The organism is Lacrimispora struthionigena (assembly GCF_048627165.1).
Classification (GTDB): domain Bacteria; phylum Bacillota; class Clostridia; order Lachnospirales; family Lachnospiraceae; genus Lacrimispora.
In genome coordinates, this window is record NZ_JBMBWP010000002.1 from 3,358,287 (window position 1) to 3,378,324 (window position 20,038).

General features: G+C 41.7%; 30 protein-coding genes. 29 read left to right on the top strand and 1 reads right to left on the bottom strand.

All coding sequences use genetic code 11. The annotated features are described in order from the left end of the window. Positions 1-9: 9 nt before the first annotated feature. The 28 genes from rplX to rpsI all read left to right on the top strand — a co-directional run bounded on the left by rplX (position 10) and on the right by rpsI (position 18,166). The gene (gene rplX, locus ACOAOT_RS24840; RefSeq protein WP_104439450.1) at positions 10-315 is read left to right on the top strand and encodes a 50S ribosomal protein L24; all 306 of its coding nucleotides are present in this window, start codon (positions 10-12) and stop codon (positions 313-315) included. A 21-nt stretch (positions 316-336) separates the two neighbouring features. Further along, positions 337-876, top strand: a complete 540-nt coding sequence (gene rplE, locus ACOAOT_RS24845; protein ID WP_104439449.1) for a 50S ribosomal protein L5 — start codon at positions 337-339, stop codon at positions 874-876. Between the two features lie 16 nt (positions 877-892). Further along, positions 893-1,078 (top strand): type Z 30S ribosomal protein S14, encoded by a 186-nt coding sequence (locus ACOAOT_RS24850; protein ID WP_002566501.1) that lies wholly within the window; start codon positions 893-895, stop codon positions 1,076-1,078. Positions 1,079-1,102: 24 nt separating this feature from the next. Beyond that, positions 1,103-1,504 (top strand): 30S ribosomal protein S8, encoded by a 402-nt coding sequence (gene rpsH / locus ACOAOT_RS24855; RefSeq protein WP_104439448.1) that lies wholly within the window; start codon positions 1,103-1,105, stop codon positions 1,502-1,504. A 167-nt stretch (positions 1,505-1,671) separates the two neighbouring features. Beyond that, on the top strand, positions 1,672-2,214 hold the full coding sequence (gene rplF, locus ACOAOT_RS24860) for a 50S ribosomal protein L6 (RefSeq protein ID WP_104439447.1): 543 nt from the start codon (positions 1,672-1,674) through the stop codon (positions 2,212-2,214). A gap of 17 nt (positions 2,215-2,231) precedes the next feature. Then, a complete protein-coding gene (rplR, locus tag ACOAOT_RS24865; RefSeq protein ID WP_104439446.1) occupies positions 2,232-2,600 on the top strand; it encodes a 50S ribosomal protein L18 in 369 nt (122 codons plus the stop codon). A gap of 18 nt (positions 2,601-2,618) precedes the next feature. Next, positions 2,619-3,128, top strand: a complete 510-nt coding sequence (gene rpsE, locus ACOAOT_RS24870; RefSeq protein ID WP_420219378.1) for a 30S ribosomal protein S5 — start codon at positions 2,619-2,621, stop codon at positions 3,126-3,128. A gap of 13 nt (positions 3,129-3,141) precedes the next feature. After that, entirely contained in the window at positions 3,142-3,324 is a 183-nt protein-coding gene (rpmD, locus tag ACOAOT_RS24875; protein WP_277405900.1) for a 50S ribosomal protein L30, read from the top strand. Positions 3,325-3,350: 26 nt separating this feature from the next. Beyond that, complete coding sequence (gene rplO, locus ACOAOT_RS24880) at positions 3,351-3,791, top strand: 50S ribosomal protein L15 (RefSeq protein WP_104439443.1); 441 nt, start codon at positions 3,351-3,353, stop codon at positions 3,789-3,791. A 1-nt stretch (position 3,792) separates the two neighbouring features. Continuing rightward, on the top strand, positions 3,793-5,115 hold the full coding sequence (secY, locus tag ACOAOT_RS24885) for a preprotein translocase subunit SecY (protein WP_420219379.1): 1,323 nt from the start codon (positions 3,793-3,795) through the stop codon (positions 5,113-5,115). Positions 5,116-5,200: 85 nt separating this feature from the next. After that, positions 5,201-5,845 (top strand): adenylate kinase, encoded by a 645-nt coding sequence (locus tag ACOAOT_RS24890; protein WP_420219380.1) that lies wholly within the window; start codon positions 5,201-5,203, stop codon positions 5,843-5,845. Positions 5,846-5,848: 3 nt separating this feature from the next. Continuing rightward, positions 5,849-6,619, top strand: coding sequence for a type I methionyl aminopeptidase (map, locus tag ACOAOT_RS24895; RefSeq protein WP_349668225.1), 771 nt, complete (start codon positions 5,849-5,851; stop codon positions 6,617-6,619). Positions 6,620-6,623: 4 nt separating this feature from the next. Continuing rightward, positions 6,624-6,905, top strand: a complete 282-nt coding sequence (locus ACOAOT_RS24900; protein WP_420219381.1) for a hypothetical protein — start codon at positions 6,624-6,626, stop codon at positions 6,903-6,905. Between the two features lie 5 nt (positions 6,906-6,910). After that, positions 6,911-7,129, top strand: a complete 219-nt coding sequence (gene infA / locus ACOAOT_RS24905; protein ID WP_013274317.1) for a translation initiation factor IF-1 — start codon at positions 6,911-6,913, stop codon at positions 7,127-7,129. Between the two features lie 309 nt (positions 7,130-7,438). Continuing rightward, the gene (gene rpmJ / locus ACOAOT_RS24910; RefSeq protein WP_003497809.1) at positions 7,439-7,552 is read left to right on the top strand and encodes a 50S ribosomal protein L36; all 114 of its coding nucleotides are present in this window, start codon (positions 7,439-7,441) and stop codon (positions 7,550-7,552) included. A 27-nt stretch (positions 7,553-7,579) separates the two neighbouring features. Next, positions 7,580-7,948: a 30S ribosomal protein S13 gene (rpsM, locus tag ACOAOT_RS24915; RefSeq protein WP_420219382.1), complete on the top strand. Its 369-nt coding sequence runs from the start codon at positions 7,580-7,582 to the stop codon at positions 7,946-7,948. A gap of 130 nt (positions 7,949-8,078) precedes the next feature. Continuing rightward, complete coding sequence (gene rpsK / locus ACOAOT_RS24920) at positions 8,079-8,480, top strand: 30S ribosomal protein S11 (RefSeq protein ID WP_006771855.1); 402 nt, start codon at positions 8,079-8,081, stop codon at positions 8,478-8,480. Positions 8,481-8,496: 16 nt separating this feature from the next. Further along, positions 8,497-9,090, top strand: a complete 594-nt coding sequence (gene rpsD, locus ACOAOT_RS24925; RefSeq protein ID WP_170820903.1) for a 30S ribosomal protein S4 — start codon at positions 8,497-8,499, stop codon at positions 9,088-9,090. Between the two features lie 108 nt (positions 9,091-9,198). Beyond that, on the top strand, positions 9,199-10,167 hold the full coding sequence (locus ACOAOT_RS24930) for a DNA-directed RNA polymerase subunit alpha (protein ID WP_097002521.1): 969 nt from the start codon (positions 9,199-9,201) through the stop codon (positions 10,165-10,167). A 97-nt stretch (positions 10,168-10,264) separates the two neighbouring features. Continuing rightward, entirely contained in the window at positions 10,265-10,801 is a 537-nt protein-coding gene (locus ACOAOT_RS24935; protein ID WP_104439436.1) for a bL17 family ribosomal protein, read from the top strand. A gap of 191 nt (positions 10,802-10,992) precedes the next feature. Beyond that, positions 10,993-12,222 carry an N-acetylmuramoyl-L-alanine amidase family protein gene (locus ACOAOT_RS24940; RefSeq protein ID WP_420219383.1) on the top strand — a complete coding sequence of 410 codons (1,230 nt, stop codon included), beginning with the start codon at positions 10,993-10,995 and terminating at the stop codon, positions 12,220-12,222. A 22-nt stretch (positions 12,223-12,244) separates the two neighbouring features. Continuing rightward, positions 12,245-13,267 (top strand): N-acetylmuramoyl-L-alanine amidase family protein, encoded by a 1,023-nt coding sequence (locus tag ACOAOT_RS24945; protein WP_420219384.1) that lies wholly within the window; start codon positions 12,245-12,247, stop codon positions 13,265-13,267. A gap of 191 nt (positions 13,268-13,458) precedes the next feature. Next, a complete protein-coding gene (locus ACOAOT_RS24950) occupies positions 13,459-14,364 on the top strand; it encodes an energy-coupling factor transporter ATPase (RefSeq protein WP_420219385.1) in 906 nt (301 codons plus the stop codon). Then, positions 14,354-15,202 (top strand): energy-coupling factor transporter ATPase, encoded by an 849-nt coding sequence (locus tag ACOAOT_RS24955; protein WP_420219386.1) that lies wholly within the window; start codon positions 14,354-14,356, stop codon positions 15,200-15,202. The genes ACOAOT_RS24950 and ACOAOT_RS24955 overlap by 11 nt, the downstream gene beginning before the upstream one ends. Before the next feature lie 13 nt (positions 15,203-15,215). Beyond that, entirely contained in the window at positions 15,216-16,028 is an 813-nt protein-coding gene (locus tag ACOAOT_RS24960; protein WP_420219387.1) for an energy-coupling factor transporter transmembrane component T family protein, read from the top strand. Between the two features lie 15 nt (positions 16,029-16,043). Then, positions 16,044-17,084 carry a tRNA pseudouridine(38-40) synthase TruA gene (truA, locus tag ACOAOT_RS24965; RefSeq protein ID WP_420219388.1) on the top strand — a complete coding sequence of 347 codons (1,041 nt, stop codon included), beginning with the start codon at positions 16,044-16,046 and terminating at the stop codon, positions 17,082-17,084. A 226-nt stretch (positions 17,085-17,310) separates the two neighbouring features. Next, positions 17,311-17,745 carry a 50S ribosomal protein L13 gene (gene rplM, locus ACOAOT_RS24970; RefSeq protein WP_117417290.1) on the top strand — a complete coding sequence of 145 codons (435 nt, stop codon included), beginning with the start codon at positions 17,311-17,313 and terminating at the stop codon, positions 17,743-17,745. A 28-nt stretch (positions 17,746-17,773) separates the two neighbouring features. Next, complete coding sequence (gene rpsI, locus ACOAOT_RS24975) at positions 17,774-18,166, top strand: 30S ribosomal protein S9 (protein ID WP_104439428.1); 393 nt, start codon at positions 17,774-17,776, stop codon at positions 18,164-18,166. A 143-nt stretch (positions 18,167-18,309) separates the two neighbouring features. Here the strand turns inward: rpsI and ACOAOT_RS24980 are convergent, their stop codons facing one another. Beyond that, a complete protein-coding gene (locus ACOAOT_RS24980) occupies positions 18,310-19,158 on the bottom strand; it encodes a tyrosine-type recombinase/integrase (RefSeq protein WP_420219389.1) in 849 nt (282 codons plus the stop codon). A 275-nt stretch (positions 19,159-19,433) separates the two neighbouring features. Here ACOAOT_RS24980 and ACOAOT_RS24985 point away from each other — a divergent pair, with 275 nt between their 5' ends. Continuing rightward, on the top strand, positions 19,434-19,874 hold the full coding sequence (locus tag ACOAOT_RS24985; protein ID WP_420219390.1) for a hypothetical protein: 441 nt from the start codon (positions 19,434-19,436) through the stop codon (positions 19,872-19,874). Positions 19,875-20,038: the final 164 nt, after the last annotated feature.

Consider the following 20,038-nt stretch of genomic DNA (forward strand, 5'->3'; position numbering starts at 1 on the left):
TGTCGGACTGTGCATAAAATTAAAAGAGATGACCTTGTAAAGGTTATTGCAGGAAAAGATAGAGACAAACAGGGTAAAGTTCTTCATGTAGATACGAAGAATAACAGAGTGGTAGTAGAAGGCGTTAACATGATCACAAAGCATGTGAAACCAGGTGCTGGAAACCCACAGGGCGGTATCGTACAGAAAGAAGCTGCACTTGATATCTCCAATGTAATGCTTGTTGTTGATGGAAAAGCAACCAGAGTCGGCTTTGAAGTAAAAGACGGCAAAAAAGTTCGTGTTGCAAAAGCAACCGGAAAAGTAATTGATTAAGTCGGAGAGGAGGAATAAAAATTGGCTAGATTAAGAGATACGTACCAGTCAGAGATCGTAGAAGCTATGATCAAGAAATTTGGATATAAGAACATCATGGAAGTACCGAAGTTAGACAAGATTGTCATCAATATGGGTATTGGTGAAGCAAAGGAAAATGCCAAGATTTTAGACTCTGCAGTAAGAGATTTAGAAATCATCTCCGGTCAGAAGGCAGTTTTAACAAAAGCTAAAAAATCAGTTGCTAACTTTAAACTCAGAGAAGGTATGCCAATCGGATGTAAAGTAACTTTACGTGGACAGAGAATGTATGAGTTCGCTGATCGTCTGATCAACCTTGCACTTCCACGTGTACGTGACTTTAGAGGTGTAAATCCTAACGCATTTGATGGCAGAGGAAACTATGCACTTGGTATCAAAGAGCAGCTTATTTTCCCGGAAATTGAATACGATAAAGTTGACAAGGTAAGAGGTATGGACATTATTTTTGTTACTACCGCTAAGACAGACGAAGAAGCCCGTGAACTTTTGACATTATTCAACATGCCATTTGCAAAATAGTAGGAGGAAATAATCCATGGCTAAGACTTCAATGAAGATCAAACAGCAGAGACCTGCTAAATTCTCCACAAGAGAATACAATCGTTGCAGAATCTGCGGTCGTCCGCATGCTTATTTAAGAAAATACGGAATCTGCAGAATCTGCTTCCGTGAATTAGCATATAAGGGTCAGATCCCAGGCGTTAAAAAAGCAAGCTGGTAAAATAAGGAAGGAGGCAATTTCAAAATGACAATGAGCGATCCAATCGCAGATATGCTTACAAGAATCCGTAATGCAAATACTGCAAAACATGATACAGTAGATGTACCTTCATCCAAGATGAAATTAGCTATTGCTGATATCCTTGTTAAAGAGGGATACATTAAGAAATATGATATCGTAGAAGACGGTGCGTTCCAGACAATCCGGATCACATTAAAATACGGTAAAGATAAGAACGAAAAAATCATCACAGGCATCAAGAGAATTTCCAAACCTGGCTTACGTGTATATGCAAGCAAGGAAGAAATGCCAAGAGTACTGGGCGGTCTCGGAACTGCAATCATTTCCACAAACCAGGGCGTAATTACCGATAAGGAAGCACGTTCCATGAATGTTGGCGGAGAAGTACTTGCATTTGTTTGGTAATTAACAAAGAGGAAACTCCATCGTCACTAAGCTCGTGGAAAACCTCGCTAAGTGTCGAGGAGTGCTTTCGCACATAAGCGTCTAAAAAACAGACGCCAAGTGCTCAATGCATCTGAAAACAGAGGGAACGCATAGATTCCCTCCGAAAATTTAAGGAGGTAGACGGCATGTCACGTATAGGAAGAATGCCTATCGCTATTCCAGCAGGAGTAACTGTTGAAATTGCAGAAAATAATAAAGTGACTGTAAAAGGTCCTAAGGGAACTCTTGAGAGAGTATTACCTACAGAGATGACAATCAAAGAAGAAGATGGTCATATCGTTGTAACAAGACCAAACGATTTAAAGAAGATGAAATCTTTACACGGTCTTACAAGAACCTTAGTCAACAACATGATCGTTGGTGTTACTGCAGGATATGAGAAAAAGCTTGAAATCAACGGTGTTGGTTACAGAGCTCAGAAGCAGGGTAATAAGCTTGTTCTTTCCCTTGGCTATTCTCATCCGGTAGAAATGGAAGATCCAGAAGGTATTGAAGCTACCATGGAAGGTCAGAACATTATCTTCGTTAGAGGTATTGATAAAGAAAAAGTTGGCCAGTACGCTGCTGAAATCAGAGATAAGAGAAGACCTGAGCCGTATAAGGGCAAGGGAATCAAGTATGCTGATGAAGTGATCAGACGTAAAGTTGGTAAGACTGGTAAGAAATAATTAAGGAGAGTGTAAAGATGGTTAGCAAACAGTCAAAAAGCGAAATCCGCGTTAAGAAGCACAACAGATTACGTAATCGTCTTGCAGGTACTGCAGAGAGACCACGTTTAGCTGTGTTTAGAAGTAATAATCATATGTATGCTCAAATTATTGACGATACAGTTGGTAAAACTTTAGTTGCTGCTTCTTCAGTAGAAAAAGAAGTAAAGGCAGAATTAGAGAAAACTAACAACGTTGATGCTGCAGCATATATCGGTACCGTAGTTGCAAAGAGAGCAATTGAAAAAGGTATTAAAGAAGTTGTCTTTGACAGAGGCGGATTTATATATCAGGGTAAGATTCAGGCATTAGCAGACGCAGCCAGAGAAGCTGGTCTGGAATTCTAGTAGAGAGGAGAACACAGCGTGAAACATACAAATATTGATGCAAATCAGTTAGAATTAAACGACAAGGTGGTTGCTATCAAACGTGTATCTAAAACCGTTAAGGGTGGACGTACCATGAGATTCTCTGCTTTAGTAGTCGTAGGCGATGGCAACGGCCATGTTGGTGCTGGTCTTGGCAAAGCCGGAGAAGTTCCAGAAGCAATCCGTAAAGGAAAAGAGGCTGCAGTAAAGAATATGGTTTCTGTTCCGATTGATGAGAACAACAGTATTCCTCATGATCTGATTGGAAACTTTGGAAGTGCTTCCGTACTTCTTAAGAGAGCTTCCGAAGGTACAGGAGTTATCGCGGGAGGTCCTGCCCGTGCAGTTGTAGAGCTTGCAGGTATTAAGAACATCCGTACAAAGTCCTTAGGTTCTAATAATAAGACGAATGTAGTATTAGCTACAATCCAAGGATTAACTCAGTTAAAGACTCCTGAGGAAGTTGCAAGGCTTCGCGGCAAATCTGTTGAAGAGATTTTAGGCTAAGGAGGATAAGAAGATGGCAGATAAATTAAAAATCACATTGGTGAAATCCCCGATCGGCGCTATACCGAAGCACAAAGCAACCGTTTTAGCATTAGGCTTAAAGAAGCTTCACAAAACAGTTGAGATGCCGGACAATGGTGCAGTCAGAGGTATGATCGCTAACGTGCGTCATTTAGTAAAAGTTGAAGAGATTTAAGAGAAAACAGTAAGGAGGTGCAAGCGATGGATTTATCAAATTTACAGCCTGCGTTGGGTTCCAAACACAGCGATAACTTCAGAAGAGGCCGCGGTCACGGTTCAGGTAACGGTAAGACAGCAGGTAAAGGTCATAAAGGACAGAAGGCTCGTTCCGGAGCTACCAGACCAGGTTTCGAAGGTGGTCAGATGCCTTTATACAGACGTATTCCGAAGAGAGGCTTTAAAAATAGAAATACAAAAGAAATCATTGGCATTAATGTAGGCGCTTTAGAAGCATTCGACAACGGTACAGTAGTGACTGTTGAGACTTTATTAGAGAGCGGTATCGTTAAGAATCCGCGTGATGGAGTTAAGATCCTTGGAAATGGAGAATTAACCAAAAAGCTTACAGTAAAGGTAGGTGCTTTCAGCGAAGGCGCAAAAACCAAAATCGAGGCTTTAGGTGGAACCTGCGAGGTGATCTAATATGTTAAAAACACTCCGTAATGCATTCAAGATCAAGGACGTAAGAAAGAAACTTATCTATACGTTCCTGATGCTGGTGGTTACCAGAATTGGCTCACAGCTGCCGATTCCAGGAGTTGAAACAAGCTTTTTCAAAGATTTTTTTGCTCAGAATAATAACGATGCGTTTGGATTTTTCAACGCAGTGACAGGTAGTTCTTTTACCAATATGTCCGTCTTTGCGCTGAGCATTACCCCCTACATCACATCTTCCATTATCATGCAGCTCCTTACCATTGCAATTCCCAAACTTGAGGAAATGCAACAGGACGGTGAGGATGGAAGAAAGAAGATTGCAGAATACACCCGCTATGTTACAGTTGCTCTGGCCTTAATCGAATCTATCGCTATGGCGATGGGATTCGGAGGCCAGGGACTGTTAAGAGAATATAATGCATTAAGCGTTATCATTGCAGTAGTTACCATGACGGCAGGTAGTGCGCTCCTGATGTGGATCGGTGAGCGTATTACGGAGAACGGTGTGGGTAATGGTATCTCCATTGTCCTTTTATTTAACATCATTTCCAGTTTCCCTTCCGATGCATCTACACTTTATACCAGATTTATGTCTGGTAAGTCAGTTGCAGTAGCTGCTGTTGCAGCGATCATTATTATTGCAGTGATTGTCGCAATCGTTGTATTCGTCATCATCCTCCAGGATGGTGAAAGAAGAATTCCTGTGCAGTACTCCAAAAAGATGCAGGGACGCAAGATGGTAGGCGGACAAGCAACCAACATTCCGCTGAAGGTAAATACCGCCGGTGTTATCCCGGTTATTTTCGCTTCTTCCATCATGTCATTCCCCGTAGTGATCTCCCAGTTTATGGGAAGCAGGATTAACTACGACAGCATCGGCGGACATATTTTAGCCGCACTCAGTTCTTCCAACTGGTTTAAACCCGAAAGACCGGCATATACAATTGGTCTTGTGGTTTATATCGCACTTATCATCGTGTTTGCATATTTCTATACTTCAATTACATTCAATCCCCTTGAAGTAGCAAATAATATGAAAAAGTCCGGTGGTTTTATCCCGGGTATCCGCCCAGGTAAGCCAACCAGTGATTACCTTAATTCAATTTTAAACTATATCGTATTTATAGGAGCATGCGGTCTGACTATCGTCTGTATCATTCCGATTATGGTTTCCGGTTTATTCAGTGTAAGCCGTCTTTCCTTCGGTGGTACATCCCTGATCATTATCGTCAGTGTTGTGCTGGAGACATTAAAGGCGATTGAGTCCCAGATGCTTGTGCGTTACTATAAAGGATTTTTAAACGATTAGAAAGCAAACCAAGGGAAGCACGCCGTGGCGTGTTTTTCCTTGGGATTTGTGCTATTTAAACCTTATATTAATGGAGGGACTGTTGATGAAAATCATCATGTTAGGTGCCCCTGGTGCCGGCAAAGGTACCCAGGCTAAAAAAATTGCTGAGAAATATCAGATTCCTCATGTTTCTACCGGAGATATTTTTCGTTCCAACATAAAAGAAGGAACGCAGCTGGGTAGAAAAGCAAAGGAATATATGGATCAGGGAGCTCTTGTACCGGATGAACTTACCATCGGTATGCTGATGGACCGTATACAGCAGGAAGACTGCAAAAACGGTTACGTACTGGACGGATTTCCAAGAACCATTCCCCAGGCAGAAAGCCTTCAGAAAGCCATTACTGAAATGGGACAGAAGATAGACTTTGCGATAAACGTTGACGTTCCCGATGAGAATATTATCAACAGAATGTCAGGAAGACGTGCCTGTATATCCTGCGGAGCTACATATCATATTGTTTATAACCCCAGTAAGGTTGCGGGAATATGTGATGTCTGTGGTTCAGAACTTGTCTTAAGAGATGATGATAAGCCGGAAACAGTAAAAAAACGTTTGGCGGTTTACCATGATCAGACCAGACCATTGATTGATTATTATAAAGAAGCCGGCGTGCTGGTGAATGTTGACGGAACACAGGAATTAAATAAAGTGTTCTCCGATATCACTGTCATCCTAGGAGCATAGTTTATGTCAGTTACGATTAAATCTGCAAGAGAAATAGAACTTATGAGAGAGGCTGGAAGAATTCTTTGCATCACTCATGAAGAACTAAAGAAGGCCTTGAAGCCGGGAATGACAACCTGGGATATTGACCATCTGGGTGAAGAGATCATAAGAAGCTATGGCTGTACACCTTCTTTCTTAAATTATAATGGTTATCCTGCCTCCATCTGTGTATCAGTCAATGATGAGGTGGTTCACGGGATTCCAAGTAAGAAGCGTGTGCTGAGAGAAGGAGATATTGTAAGTCTTGATGCAGGGGTTATTTACAAAGGATTTCATTCTGATGCAGCAAGGACTTATGGGATCGGAGAGATCACTCCTGAAGCGGGCCAACTCATGGAAGTGACGAAACAATGTTTCTTTGAAGGGATTAAATATGCAAAATCTGGCAATCATTTAGGTGAAATATCTGCAGCAATCCAGAAATATGCAGAAAAGTTCGGATATGGCGTTGTCCGGGATTTAGTCGGCCACGGAATCGGTTCCCATCTACACGAGGATCCTGAAATACCGAATTTTTCCACAAGAAGACGGGGAATCAAATTAAGACCAGGCATGACACTTGCCATCGAGCCCATGATTAATGAGGGGACATTGGAGGTAGTCTGGCTTGATGATGACTGGACCGTAGTAACAGAAGACGGAAAGCTGTCCGCTCACTATGAGAACACGGTTCTTATCACAGAAGGTGAGCCGGAGATATTAAGTCTGGTTTCCTCTGTCTGCGGGGAATAGACCGATGAGTGAATACACCGGTTTATTGGTAAAATCCACGGCAGGGCACGACAAAGGAGAGTTTTTCTTCATATTGCGTGAGGAAGGCGAATATATATATCTGGTGGACGGAAAAATAAGACGTCTTGACTGCCCCAAGAAAAAAAAGAAAAAGCATGTAATCCCCCTTTTGTGGGAGAAACAGTCCCCGGGAGATAAAATCCGGGATAATAAAAGAGTCACTGATGAAGAGATCAAACATTTCATCCGATGTTTCAAAAGAGAAGATCAGGTTGTTAGGAGGTAAGCTTTATGTCAAAAGCAGATGTTATTGAAATTGAAGGCACCGTTGTGGAGAAGCTCCCCAATGCCATGTTCCAGGTTGAACTGGAAAACGGGCATCAGGTATTAGCTCACATAAGCGGAAAACTTCGCATGAACTACATTCGTATTTTACCAGGTGATAAGGTAACCATTGAGATGTCCCCTTATGATTTAAGCAAGGGAAGAATCATCTGGCGAGATAAATAAAGCGTCCAGGTCCGGCGCGTTCCACATCAGGAGCGCGACACGCCAGGGCAAAGGGTTAATAAATATATAGGAAAAACCGCTTGCATTTTAAAAGAAACAGTGTTATAATGCTATAGCGACTTTGTTGAAATACTGGGTGTATTATGCCCATGAGGGCAGCACTGGTTTTAAGATAAAAACACACTGCGGGTATACTCAGAAAGCTCTTTTGGAAGGACGCTCCTTTGCCGCCGGATTTATATAGAAGAATCAGGTGCAGGGAACTTACCTTTGCATGTGAAAGGGCGCATAACGGAAAGGAGAATTGCTGTGAAGGTTAGATCATCAGTCAAGCCGATTTGCGAAAAATGCAAAATCATCAAAAGAAAAGGCAGTATCAGAGTAATCTGTGAAAATCCTAAGCATAAGCAGAGACAAGGTTAAAATAATTAATGGAGGTGTACTACACACATGGCTCGTATTTCAGGTGTTGATTTACCAAGAGAAAAACGTGTTGAGATCGGTTTAACTTACATCTACGGTATCGGTAGAACCAGTTCAAACCGTATTCTTACAACTGCTGGCGTTAATCCTGACACTCGTGTTAAGGACTTAACCGATGACGAAGTAAAGAAAATTGCAGAAGTGATTGCTGAATCTCAGACTGTAGAAGGTGATTTACGTAGAGAAATCGCTATGAACATCAAGAGACTTCAGGAAATCGGATGCTATCGCGGAATCCGTCATAGAAAGAGTCTTCCGGTTCGTGGTCAGAAAACTAAGACCAACGCAAGAACTCGTAAGGGTCCAAGAAAGACTGTAGCAAACAAGAAAAAGTAAGATACTAAATTTAACAGCGAATCACGTTACATGTTTTAAAAACAGGAATAACAGGATTCAGATTTCGTACCCTGCGTTACGCGGCTGCGGGCAGGGCGGAGCAACTATAAAGAAAGTAGGTTAGTTTAAAATGGCTAAAAAAGTGTCCACTACTAAAAAAGTGACAAAAAAGCGCGTAAAGAAAAACGTTGAACGCGGACAAGCACATATCCAGTCATCTTTTAATAACACAATTGTGACATTAACTGATACACAGGGTAATGCATTATCATGGGCAAGTGCTGGTGGTCTGGGATTTAGAGGTTCAAGGAAATCTACTCCATATGCAGCTCAGATGGCGGCAGAAACTGCTACTAAAGCAGCTCTTGTACATGGTTTAAAATCAGTAGACGTTATGGTTAAAGGTCCTGGTTCAGGCCGTGAAGCAGCTATTCGTGCACTTCAGGCATGCGGTTTAGAAGTAACCAGCATCAAGGACGTAACTCCTGTACCACATAACGGATGTCGTCCACCAAAACGTAGAAGAGTCTAATTAGGAGGTAATTACAGTGGCAGTTGATAGAGTTCCTGTTCTTAAAAGATGTAGATCCCTTGGTCTTGATCCGATCTATTTAGGAATAGATAAAAAATCAAAGAGAGAATTAAAAAGAGCAAACAGAAAGATGAGTGAGTACGGCATTCAGCTGAGAGAAAAGCAGAAAGCTAAATTCATCTACGGCGTGCTTGAGAAACCTTTCCGTAACTATTATGCCAAGGCTGAAAGAATGAATGGTATGGTTGGTGAAAACCTTATGATTCTTCTTGAGAGAAGACTTGACAATGTAGTTTTCCGTATGGGATTCGGAAGAACAAGAAGAGAGACCAGACAGATGGTTGACCATAAGAGCATTCTTGTAAATGGTAAATGCGTAAACATTCCTTCTTTCATCGTAAAAGTTGGCGATGTAATCGAAGTAAAAGAAAAATGCAAATCCAATGCAAGATTTAAAAGTGTTCAGGAAACAACGGCTGGCCGTATGGTTCCGGCATGGCTTGATGTTGACCATGAGAATTTACGTGGTACTGTTAAAGAGTTACCAACAAGAGATGAGATTGATGTTCCAGTGAATGAAATGCTTATCGTCGAGTTGTACTCCAAATAATTGAAAGTCTGTTGATAGAAGCTGGCTTTCGCCCGGGGGCGTTATGCTTCCGGGCAAGGTTTGAGTATAAGACCCTCGATACAAAATACCCAAAAGGAGGGGCTATTAGTGTTCGATTTTGAAAAACCAAACATTGAGATTGCTGAAATCTCAGAAGATAAAAAATATGGCAAGTTTGTAGTTGAACCGCTTGAAAGAGGTTATGGCACGACTTTAGGTAATTCCTTAAGAAGAATCATGCTTTCTTCCTTACCGGGCGCTGCAGTCAGCCAGGTAAAAATCGACGGCGTTTTGCATGAGTTCAGTTCTATTCCTGGTGTTAAGGAAGACGTGACTGAGATCATTATGAACATCAAGAGCTTATCTATTAAAAACAACAGCGATACCAACGAAGCAAAAGTTGCATACATCGAGTTTGAAGGCGAAGGTGTGGTAACAGCTGCTGATATCCAGGCTGATCCCGATATCGAGATCATGAACCCGGATCAGGTTATCGCTACACTTAGCGGTGGTACAGACAGCAAGTTCTATATGGAACTTACTATCACAAAAGGCCGTGGCTATGTGAGTGCAGACAAGAATAAGAGTGAAGATTTACCGATAGGTGTGATAGCTGTTGATTCTATTTATACACCAGTAGAACGCGTCAATATGACGGTAGAAAACACCCGAGTAGGTCAGGTTACCGATTACGATAAGCTGACTTTAGATGTATTTACAAATGGAACTCTGGCACCAGATGAAGCAGTCAGCCTGGCTGCAAAGGTACTGAGCGAGCATTTGAACCTATTCATTGATTTATCTGAGAACGCCAAGACTGCAGAAGTTATGGTGGAGAAGGAAGACAATGAGAAGGAAAAAGTTCTTGAGATGAATATAGATGAACTGGAGCTTTCCGTTCGTTCTTATAATTGTCTTAAGAGAGCCGGAATCAATACGGTAGAAGAACTGTGCAACAGAACTTCTGAAGATATGATGAAGGTACGTAACTTAGGCCGCAAGTCTTTAGAAGAAGTGTTGGCAAAGTTGAAGGAATTAGGCTTACAGCTGAATCCAAGCGATGATACCAATGCATAATTGATTCGCTTAAGCAGTTGATTTATGGAGATTAAGCACTGATACAGTAAGACCGAAGAAGCATGTATCCGTGTTCCACAAATGGAGGAATATTGAGATGGCAGGATATAGAAAGCTGGGAAAAACTTCCAGTCAGAGAAAAGCATTAATCAGAAGCCAGGTAACTGCATTAATCTATAATGGCAAGATCGTGACAACAGAAGCAAGAGCTAAGGAAATCCGCAAAGTTGCAGAAGGCCTGATCGCTTTAGCAGTAAAAGAGAAAGATAACTTTGAAACTGTTAAGGTAACAGCTAAAGTTGCACGTAAAGATAAAGACGGCAAGAGAGTAAAAGATGTTGTAAACGGCAAGAAAGTAACTGTTTATGATGAAGTAGAGAAAGAGATCAAAAAAGATCTTCCTTCCAGACTTCATGCAAGAAGACAGATGTTAAAGGTCCTTTACGATGTAACAGAAGTTCCGTCTGAAGCTGCAGGAAGAAAGAAGAATACAAAGTCTGTTGATCTTCCTAAGAAGCTGTTTGATGAGGTTGCACCAAAGTATGTATCCCGTAACGGTGGTTATACACGTATCGTTAAGATCGGCCAGCGTAAAGGTGATGCAGCAATGGAAGTACTTCTTGAGCTTGTATAATTAATAATAAAATCCCGGTAAGGAAGCGATTCCTTATCGGTTTTTTTATTTCCCCTCAGTTAAGAAACGCAAGAATAAAGAAAGAATATCGTAAGTTGACGGACAATTGCTTTCAGGGCTATAATGTAAATTGTAGAATATTATGGTTCTATTGTTATAATCCGCTAAAATAAAAACGGGAGGTATTAAGTATGAAGCGTTTAAAGAGACTGGTGACTATCGTCTCTGCACTGGGGGTATTGATGGCCAGCATACCATTTGAGTCAATGGCTGCTACCGTAAAAACCATAACATCTGTAACGATTAACGTAGGACTTGAAGACATTTCCACTGGAGACACTCTGCCTTCTGAGACATCTTTTTCTACAACATCGGAAAGCGGTAATTATGTTTATACCAACAACAACAGATACGAAGTGTCAGACTTGGACTGGATTACATCCGACAGCAAGGAAATGAAGATTGGTTCTGAACCGAAGATGAAGGTGACGTTGCATGCTACGAATGCTGATGAGTATGCATTTAAAGGAGGCTATCAGTCGAGTAATATCTCGATTAAAGGCGGTACCTATGTTTCCTCAAACCGTTCAGGTACGGATACTTTATATGTAACATTTACGTTTAAACCGGTGAAAGGTACCTATGAATCTCCGGAAGATGCTGACTGGAAGGATTCTGGTTTTGGCAATGCCAGATGGAGTGCACCAGATAACGGCTCTGGAGCTTATGATGTATATTTATACCGCGGAAGCTCCATTATTAAGAAGGTAGAGAAACTGAAAGCGACTTCTTATAATTTTTATCCCTATATGACCAAAGCAGGCACCTACAGTTTTAAAGTACGTACAGTGCCATACAGCAGCACAGAGGATAAATACGGAAAGAACAGTGACTGGACCGAATCCGGTGAGGTATATGTACCTCAGGAGAAGGTATCAGACGGCAGCGGACAGGACAGCGGCACTGCATCTACCGGGGCGGTAGGCTGGATTAAGAACGGAAACACCTGGAGCTATCGATACCCAGATGGAACTTATTTAAAGAATAACTGGTCTAAAATCAATAACATATGGTATCTTTTTGACGGCAGCGGTATCATGCTCACTGGCTGGCAGCAAAAAGGCGACAAAACCTATTTTTTTAATAATGACGGAGCAATGCTGACAGGCTGGTACAAATCCGATAATAAATGGTATTATTTAAACCCATCCACAACAAGTGGAGTTGAGGGTGCTGTAATAACTGGCTGGATCTCCTATAACAATAAGTGGTATTATGCTGATTCCAAGGGCGTTATGCAGGAAGGCTGGAAGCAGATTGACGGCAACTGGTTTTATTTTTATCCAGGTGAAGGATCAAAAGCAGTCAACACGAACATCAGCGGTTTTACATTAGATGGAGAGGGAATCTGGCGAAAGTAGGGAAGAAAGGAAGTAGAGATTGATGAATAGGAGAAAAGGGAAAGGAATATGGTTTCTGCTTTTAAGCATGATCATGATTCTTGGTACCGGAATAACGGCATCAGCGTCAGGAAGCTTAAGGATTTACGTGGAGAATGGCAGTAAGAGTTCATGGACAGATGGAATTAATGTGCCAACTGTAAAAGTGAATTATTCAGAAGAAAGTCCGAAGTGGAGCATTGATGAGGATAAATGGGAGCCTGGAAAGAAAGTAAAGGGTACCATTCATATCTCTGGTTCTTACGAGAGATCAGACTGTACTGTAAAAGGTGCCAATCTTCTTTCTGTGAATAGTCAGGACGGAGAGACTGTCGTTACTTTCTCCTACGTTCCTGTAGCGAAGCTGGAGGCTCCGGAAAAGGCAGGCTGGAGTGATACGGCTAAGACCAAGGCATCCTGGAAAAAGGTTCCTTTCGCTTCCAGATATCAGGTGGTGTTATATCAGGAGGGCGGAATCTGGATTAAAAGCCTCACCACATCTTCCACATCAGCTGATCTTCTTCCATATATGAACAGCGGTTATAAATACTACTACACAGTAAAGGCTATTTTAAAGGATTCATCTCAGGATGATTATTTAAAAGAGGGAGATATCACTACCTCTGATGATTCGGTAGTACAGGAACTGGGCGAGACGCTGGGCGTATGGGCAAATTACCAGGACGGTAAGAAGTACCGCGCAGAAGATGGTAACTATGTGACTGACGGCTGGAAAATGATCAGTGGAAAATGGTATTATTTTAAGCAGGATGGCTACGCTGTAACCGGCTGGCAGAAAGTTGATGAGAAATGGTACTACATGGACTCAGAAGCCGCTATGAAGACCGGCTGGCAGGAGCTTAATGGAATCTGGTACTACTTTAATACCGACGGAGATATGGCGACCGGATGGATTCAGCCGGTTCCCGGAAAATGGTATTATCTGAATGGTGACGGAAGCCTGGCAACCAATACAACGGTAGATGGAAATTATAAGGTTAATGAATCAGGCTTATGGGTACAATAAAGCAGATAGATGGTATGGATGGAAGCATCTGTACCATCTATCTTTTTTTCTTAGGTGAAACGTTTTTTCGCCAATTTTTGCTTTAAATCCTTGGTTTTTGCAAAAGATACATGCCGACGCTTGACTGTTATGCAATATTCAACTAAAATTATGTGGCATACGGGTGTATCACTTTTAAAGAAAGGCTTGCTATGGGAATAATAAAAACTTCGAAGCTGATATTTGATTATATCAGAAAAGATGAAGAAGAAAATATTGAAGAAATTAAACGTGCCATCGACGGTGTGAGCCTGGATCTGGAAAAGGGTCAGTTCATTGCGATCCTTGGTCATAACGGATCGGGGAAATCCACCTTTGCCAAACAGCTGAATGCCATATTGCTGCCTACTGAGGGTACGGTATGGATTCAGGATTTAGATACTTCCAGGGAAGAAAATCTATGGGAAGTCCGTAAAAGGACAGGAATGGTTTTTCAGAACCCGGATAATCAGATAATAGGAAATATTGTTGAAGAGGATGTGGGATTCGGTCCGGAAAATCTGGGTGTTCCTACAGAGGAGATCTGGAAACGGGTAGACGAAAGCTTGAAGAGCGTAGGTATGGCAGCATACCGCTTAAAGTCCCCTAACAGGCTTTCTGGAGGCCAGAAGCAGCGTGTTGCTATAGCCGGCGTAATGGCAATGAGACCCCAGTGTATCGTCTTAGATGAGCCTACAGCCATGTTAGATCCTAACGGACGCAAAGAGGTAGTGAAAACCGTTCACGAACTGAACAGGAAAGAGGGAATCACAGTTCTTCTTATCACCCATTACATGGAAGAGGTAACAGGTGCTGACAGAGTGATTGTTATGGATGAGGGCAAGGTAGTAATGGACGGAACACCACGTGAGATATTCTCACAGGTGGAGAAACTAAAGTCCTACCGTCTGGATGTTCCACAGGTCACAGAGCTTGCTTATGAGTTAAAACAGAAAGGTCTTGATCTGCCTGATGGGATATTGACACTGGATGAACTGATGGAGAATCTTTTACCGCGGTTTGCAGAGCGTTTCCCCGGAGAAGTGATTCTGGAGAACGGAGGAAGCCATGGCAATTAAAGCAGAGCATATTAATTATGTATATGGAAAAGGCACAGCATTTGAACAGCATGCATTAAAGGATGTGAACCTGGAGATAGAGGCTGGGGAATTCGTTGGCCTGATCGGCCATACCGGTTCCGGAAAATCAACCTTAATCCAGCATTTGAACGGGCTGCTCCGTGCTACCGACGGAAAACTATATTATAATGGAAGAAATATTTATGAGGAAGGCTACGATATGCGGGCGCTGAGAAGTCATGTTGGACTGGTATTTCAGTATCCCGAGCACCAGCTTTTCGAGATCGATGTATTTACCGATGTCTGCTTCGGACCTAAGAATCAGGGCCTTAATAAGGAAGAAGCTGCAAAACGGGCAAAGGAAGCCCTTACTATGGTAGGACTTGACGAAACCTACTATAAGCGGTCTCCCTTCGAACTTTCCGGGGGGCAGAAGCGGCGGGTTGCAATCGCAGGTGTTCTGGCCATGAATCCTGATGTCCTGATTCTTGATGAGCCGACAGCGGGATTGGATCCAAAAGGAAGAGATGAGATTCTGGATCAGATCAAGCGTCTCCATGAGGAACGGAATATGACAATTATTCTGGTGTCTCACAGTATGGAGGATGTGGCACGGTACGTTGACCGGATTCTGGTCATGAACCATGGAGAAAAAGTGTTTGATGATACACCAAAGGAAGTATTTCAGCATTATAAGGAACTGGAAGCAATGGGTCTGGCAGCTCCTGAGATCACATATGTGGTTCAAACCCTGAAATCCCACGGTGTTCCCATTGATACCAGCATTACAACAATTGAAGAGGCCAGAGACGAAATTATAAGGCTTCTGGGAAAATAGACAGGGAGATATTATGCTGAAAGATATTACATTAGGGCAGTATTATCCGGTGGAATCCATTCTTCATAAGCTGGATCCCCGGACAAAGCTGTTTGGGACCATGGTTTTTATCATATCCCTATTTATTGCAAATGATATCTGGGCTTATGTGATTGCGACTGTATTTCTTGCAGCGGCCATTAAGCTCAGTAATGTTCCTCTTAAGTTCATGGTCAGAGGCTTAAAAGCAATTGTATTTCTGCTGCTGATCAGCGTCAGCTTCAATCTGTTTCTGACACCAGGGACGGCAGTTGTATCTTTGGGATTTTTAAAGATTACAAAGGAAGGATTGATCGTGGCTGGATTTATGGGAATCCGGTTAATCTATTTGGTTGTAGGATCTTCCATCATGACGCTGACCACTACACCCAACCAGCTGACGGACGGTCTGGAAAAGAGTCTTGATTTCTTAAACCGTTTCCATGTCCCGGTTCATGAGGTCTCCATGATGATGTCCATTGCACTGCGATTCATTCCGATTCTGGTTGAAGAGACAGATAAGATCATGAAAGCACAGATGGCAAGAGGTGCAGACTTTGAGACCGGGAATCTGATCCAGAAAGCGAAAAACATGATTCCCCTTCTGGTTCCTCTCTTTATCTCGGCATTCCGCCGTGCCACAGATCTGGCTATGGCGATGGAAGCAAGATGCTACCGGGGTGGAGAAGGCCGGACGAAGATGAAGCCTCTTAAGTACGGAAATCAGGACAGGGTCACCTATCTGGTGTATGTCCTTTACCTTGCCATCATCATAGGTCTCCGGATCCTGAGAGTGCAGATCTTTTAAGAACAAGGAGGATTTATGAAACGGGTTAAGATGATCGTTGCCTACGACGGAACCAATTACTGCGGCTGGCAGATTCAGAACAATGGAATCACCATTGAGGAAGTTTTAAACCGGACTCTGACAGATTTATTAAAGGAGCCAATTACTGTAACGGGTGCCAGCAGAACAGATTCCGGAGTGCATTCGGAGGGAAATGTGGCAGTTTTTGATACAGAAAACCGAATGCCTGCAGACAAGATCTGTTTTGCTTTGAACCAACGGCTGCCAGATGACATACGGGTACTTCACTCAGAAGAGGTATCGGAAACCTACCACCCCAGGAAGCAGAACTGCGTTAAAACATATGATTATAAGATCATGAACCGTAAGATCGAAATTCCAACTATGCGGCTGTACAGCTATTTCTGCTATTTTCCCCTTGATGTGGAGAAGATGAGAGAGGCTGCCGCCTATCTGGTGGGAGAACATGATTTTAAAAGCTTCTGTACTGCCAGAGGGCAGGCAGAGGAGACGGTGCGTACTATTTACAGCCTTCAGGTTCTAAAGTCTGATGATCTCATAACAATCCGGATTAAGGGCAATGGATTTTTATATAACATGGTGAGAATCATTGCAGGTACCCTGATGAAGGTAGGTATGGGAGTTTATCCCCCCCAGCATGTGGAAGAGATCATAGATGCCAGGGACCGGAATGCAGCAGGACCAAAAGCAGCAGCAAAAGGTCTTACTCTGGTAAGCCTTGAGTATGAAAAAGAACTTGAGAAAGAAATTAAGGGTGAAAATAAGGAGTGGAGCTATACTCTTTATCAGCATCGGATTCCTTCTCATAAGGAAGCCAGTCTGGTGATCCACAGATGCAGGGAAGAGGATTTTGAACGGCTCCTGATCCGAGTGGTGCATCAGGCGGTGAGAAACGGAGCTCATACGGTATTGGTAAAAGATGAGGAACGAAAGAACCGGATTATTTCAGGCAGAGCATACGGATTTTACAGTTTTCATTCTGACGAATCAGGAAATGGATGGATGGTAACTGGAAGTCAGCTTGCAAAGCCTTGATTTTAAAGGAAAAAACCCCTGCTTTTGCAGGAAAAAAGGTTGACACACAGGTGGAAATGTAATATAATGTATAACTGTGACGTTAGACGAAAATGTTCAAGCCAAGCCCCGGAATGAGCATTTTGTAATATAACTTTTGGAAAGTTGTTTTCAGCTTTTCGAGAAATGGTGACGATTTTTCGCACCATAATGCTTAAAAACACCATAATTTACAGGAGGTTGTCCAATGAAGACTTTTATGGCTAGTCCAGCAACAATTGAAAGAAAATGGTACGTAGTTGACGCTACAGGATATACATTAGGACGCTTGGCTTCAGAAGTAGCTAAAGTATTAAGAGGAAAAAACAAACCGATTTACACACCACATATGGATTGCGGTGATTATGTAATCGTAGTAAACGCAAATAAGATTGAAGTTACCGGTAAGAAATTAGATCAGAAGATCTACTACAGCCATTCTGACTATGTTGGCGGTATGAAAGAAACAACTTTAAGAGAAATGATGGCTAAAAAGCCTGAAAGAGTTATTGAATTAGCAGTTAAGGGAATGCTTCCAAAGGGACCTTTAGGAAGAAGCATGATAACAAAACTTCACGTATACGCTGGCGCAGAACATGATAACGCTGCTCAGAAACCAGAAGTTTTAGAATTCAAATTTTAATCAGAGGTGCTGAAAGGAGGAAGTTATCATGGCTAATGCAAAATTTTACGGAACAGGTAGAAGAAAAAAATCTATCGCTAGAGTATATTTAGTACCAGGTACAGGTAAGATCACTATCAATAAGAGAGACATCGATCAGTACTTCGGTCTTGAGACATTAAAGGTTGTAGTTCGTCAGCCATTAACAGCAACAGAGACAGTAGATAAGTTCGACGTTTTAGTAAACGTACACGGCGGTGGTTTCACCGGACAGGCTGGTGCTGTAAGACACGGTATCGCTAGAGCTTTACTGAAAGCTGACATTGAATTCCGTCCAGTTCTTAAAAAAGCAGGATATTTAACAAGAGATCCAAGAATGAAAGAAAGAAAGAAATACGGCTTAAAGGCAGCTCGTCGTGCGCCGCAGTTCTCAAAGAGATAATATTTGCATCTATAATAAAAATGCAAAAACCCCGAAAACGCTTATGTTTTCGGGGTTTTCTTATATTATAGGCAGCAGAAAAACAACCACAAAAACCCTTAAAAAATTGTCGTAGGGAACACACAGAGAACACACAGAGAACACTAAATTAAGTTTATGGCATCTAAAAGTACACTAATATCAAGATGTGTATAAACACGTTCGGTCAGTTTTTGTGCGCCAGAGTGACCAACAATTTTTTTGATGGTAGTCGGGTCAACTTTAGCAGTAGCAAGCAGACTGATACAGGTATGGCGGGTATCGTGCGGCTTGTGATCTATATTCAATTCTTTGAGTATCATACTCCAATAGCTGTCATTATAATTACGATAAGAAAAATGTTTTTCATCAGTAGTACTTAACAAATACTCACATTCATTTTTGTTATACCAGTATTCAAAGAACTTGTAAGTTTTATCGGCGATGGGAACCGCTCTTATTCCGGCATCGGTTTTACTGTCACGTACATAGAACCATTTTTCTGGTAAGTGAACATCGGATTTTTTCAAATCCAATAATTCAGAGATCCGAACACCGGAATATATAAGCATAAGGACAACCTGCATATATTCGTTATATTCTACATTATTCCAAACAAGATCTATTTCATCATTGCTAAAAGGTTTGCGATCATATTTATTCGGATTGCCAGCATCTTTTATTTTCAAGTATTCAACAACATTCCGATCCTTTGTAACAATCTCATTAATGACGGCATATTCAAAAAGTTGCCCAAATAATACTTTTAGTTTTCTAAGAGTGGGATAATTTTTCCCGCTATCATCAACCACCTGCTGAAGGTGAGGAAGTTTAATATCTACAAAGCGCATATCATATAAGATGTTGCAAATACCATAGGCAGCTTTATAGCCGTTTACGTTAGATTTTGAAATCTCTTTATATTTTCGTTCACACCATTTGTCATATACTTCTGAAAAAGTGATTTTTGACACACTTATATCGTAGGGATCTGCATTATAATCGGCAAGAGCCTGCAATGCCTCTGCCTTAGTAGGCCCCTACAAGATAAAGGACAAGATACAGTTTGACACTGGAAACAAAGTTAAGGTTATAGAAATTACTGACATTATAACAAAGTACAGTTTAAATACCGGTGGAGCGATTTTCATTTTGTTGTTAGACGGGTGGTACAAACTTGATACTAATTTACATGATGTAAAAATTCAGTAATATGCTATTGGTTGCGAAAGTTGAGAAAGGAGAGTACATGCAAACATTAACAATCGACAGAGACATTCAGGTTCGAACAGGGGACTTTAGACGAGAGTGGAAAGACGCAAAAATAACCAATGTCACAATGGAAGATGTGGATGAAGATGAAAACGGTAATACGGTCAAAGGATTGTCGTTTACAGTAAAATTTAATGATGAGTGCATACAAAGAGTATCGGACGCGTTTGGCTGGGCGGCAGGGGAATGGCGTTACAAAGAAAAATGTTGCGAACAGTGTAAATGGCATTCTATTGAGGGCGGCGATACAGTTCCATATGGATCCATTACAGGAACACTACCAGAGGAAATAGTTTGCAATTGCCCTGACATTGATGAAGAAATTTACATACCATATGATGAAACAAACGGCGGAAAAGAATGTAATTATTTTATTCAGGACGGCACATATTCACAGCCAGGGCAGCAGGAGGGATAAAATGCTTTTTAATTGGTTTAAGAGAAACAAGGGAAGCTTGCGGATCAATAGAGAAAATACTATATGACTCACTGTAAAAAGTGTGAGCGGTATTTTATGAAAATTTTAAACAAGGAACTTTTATTTGGCAAAAAATAGGGCGATCAACAATTTCTTAATCGCCC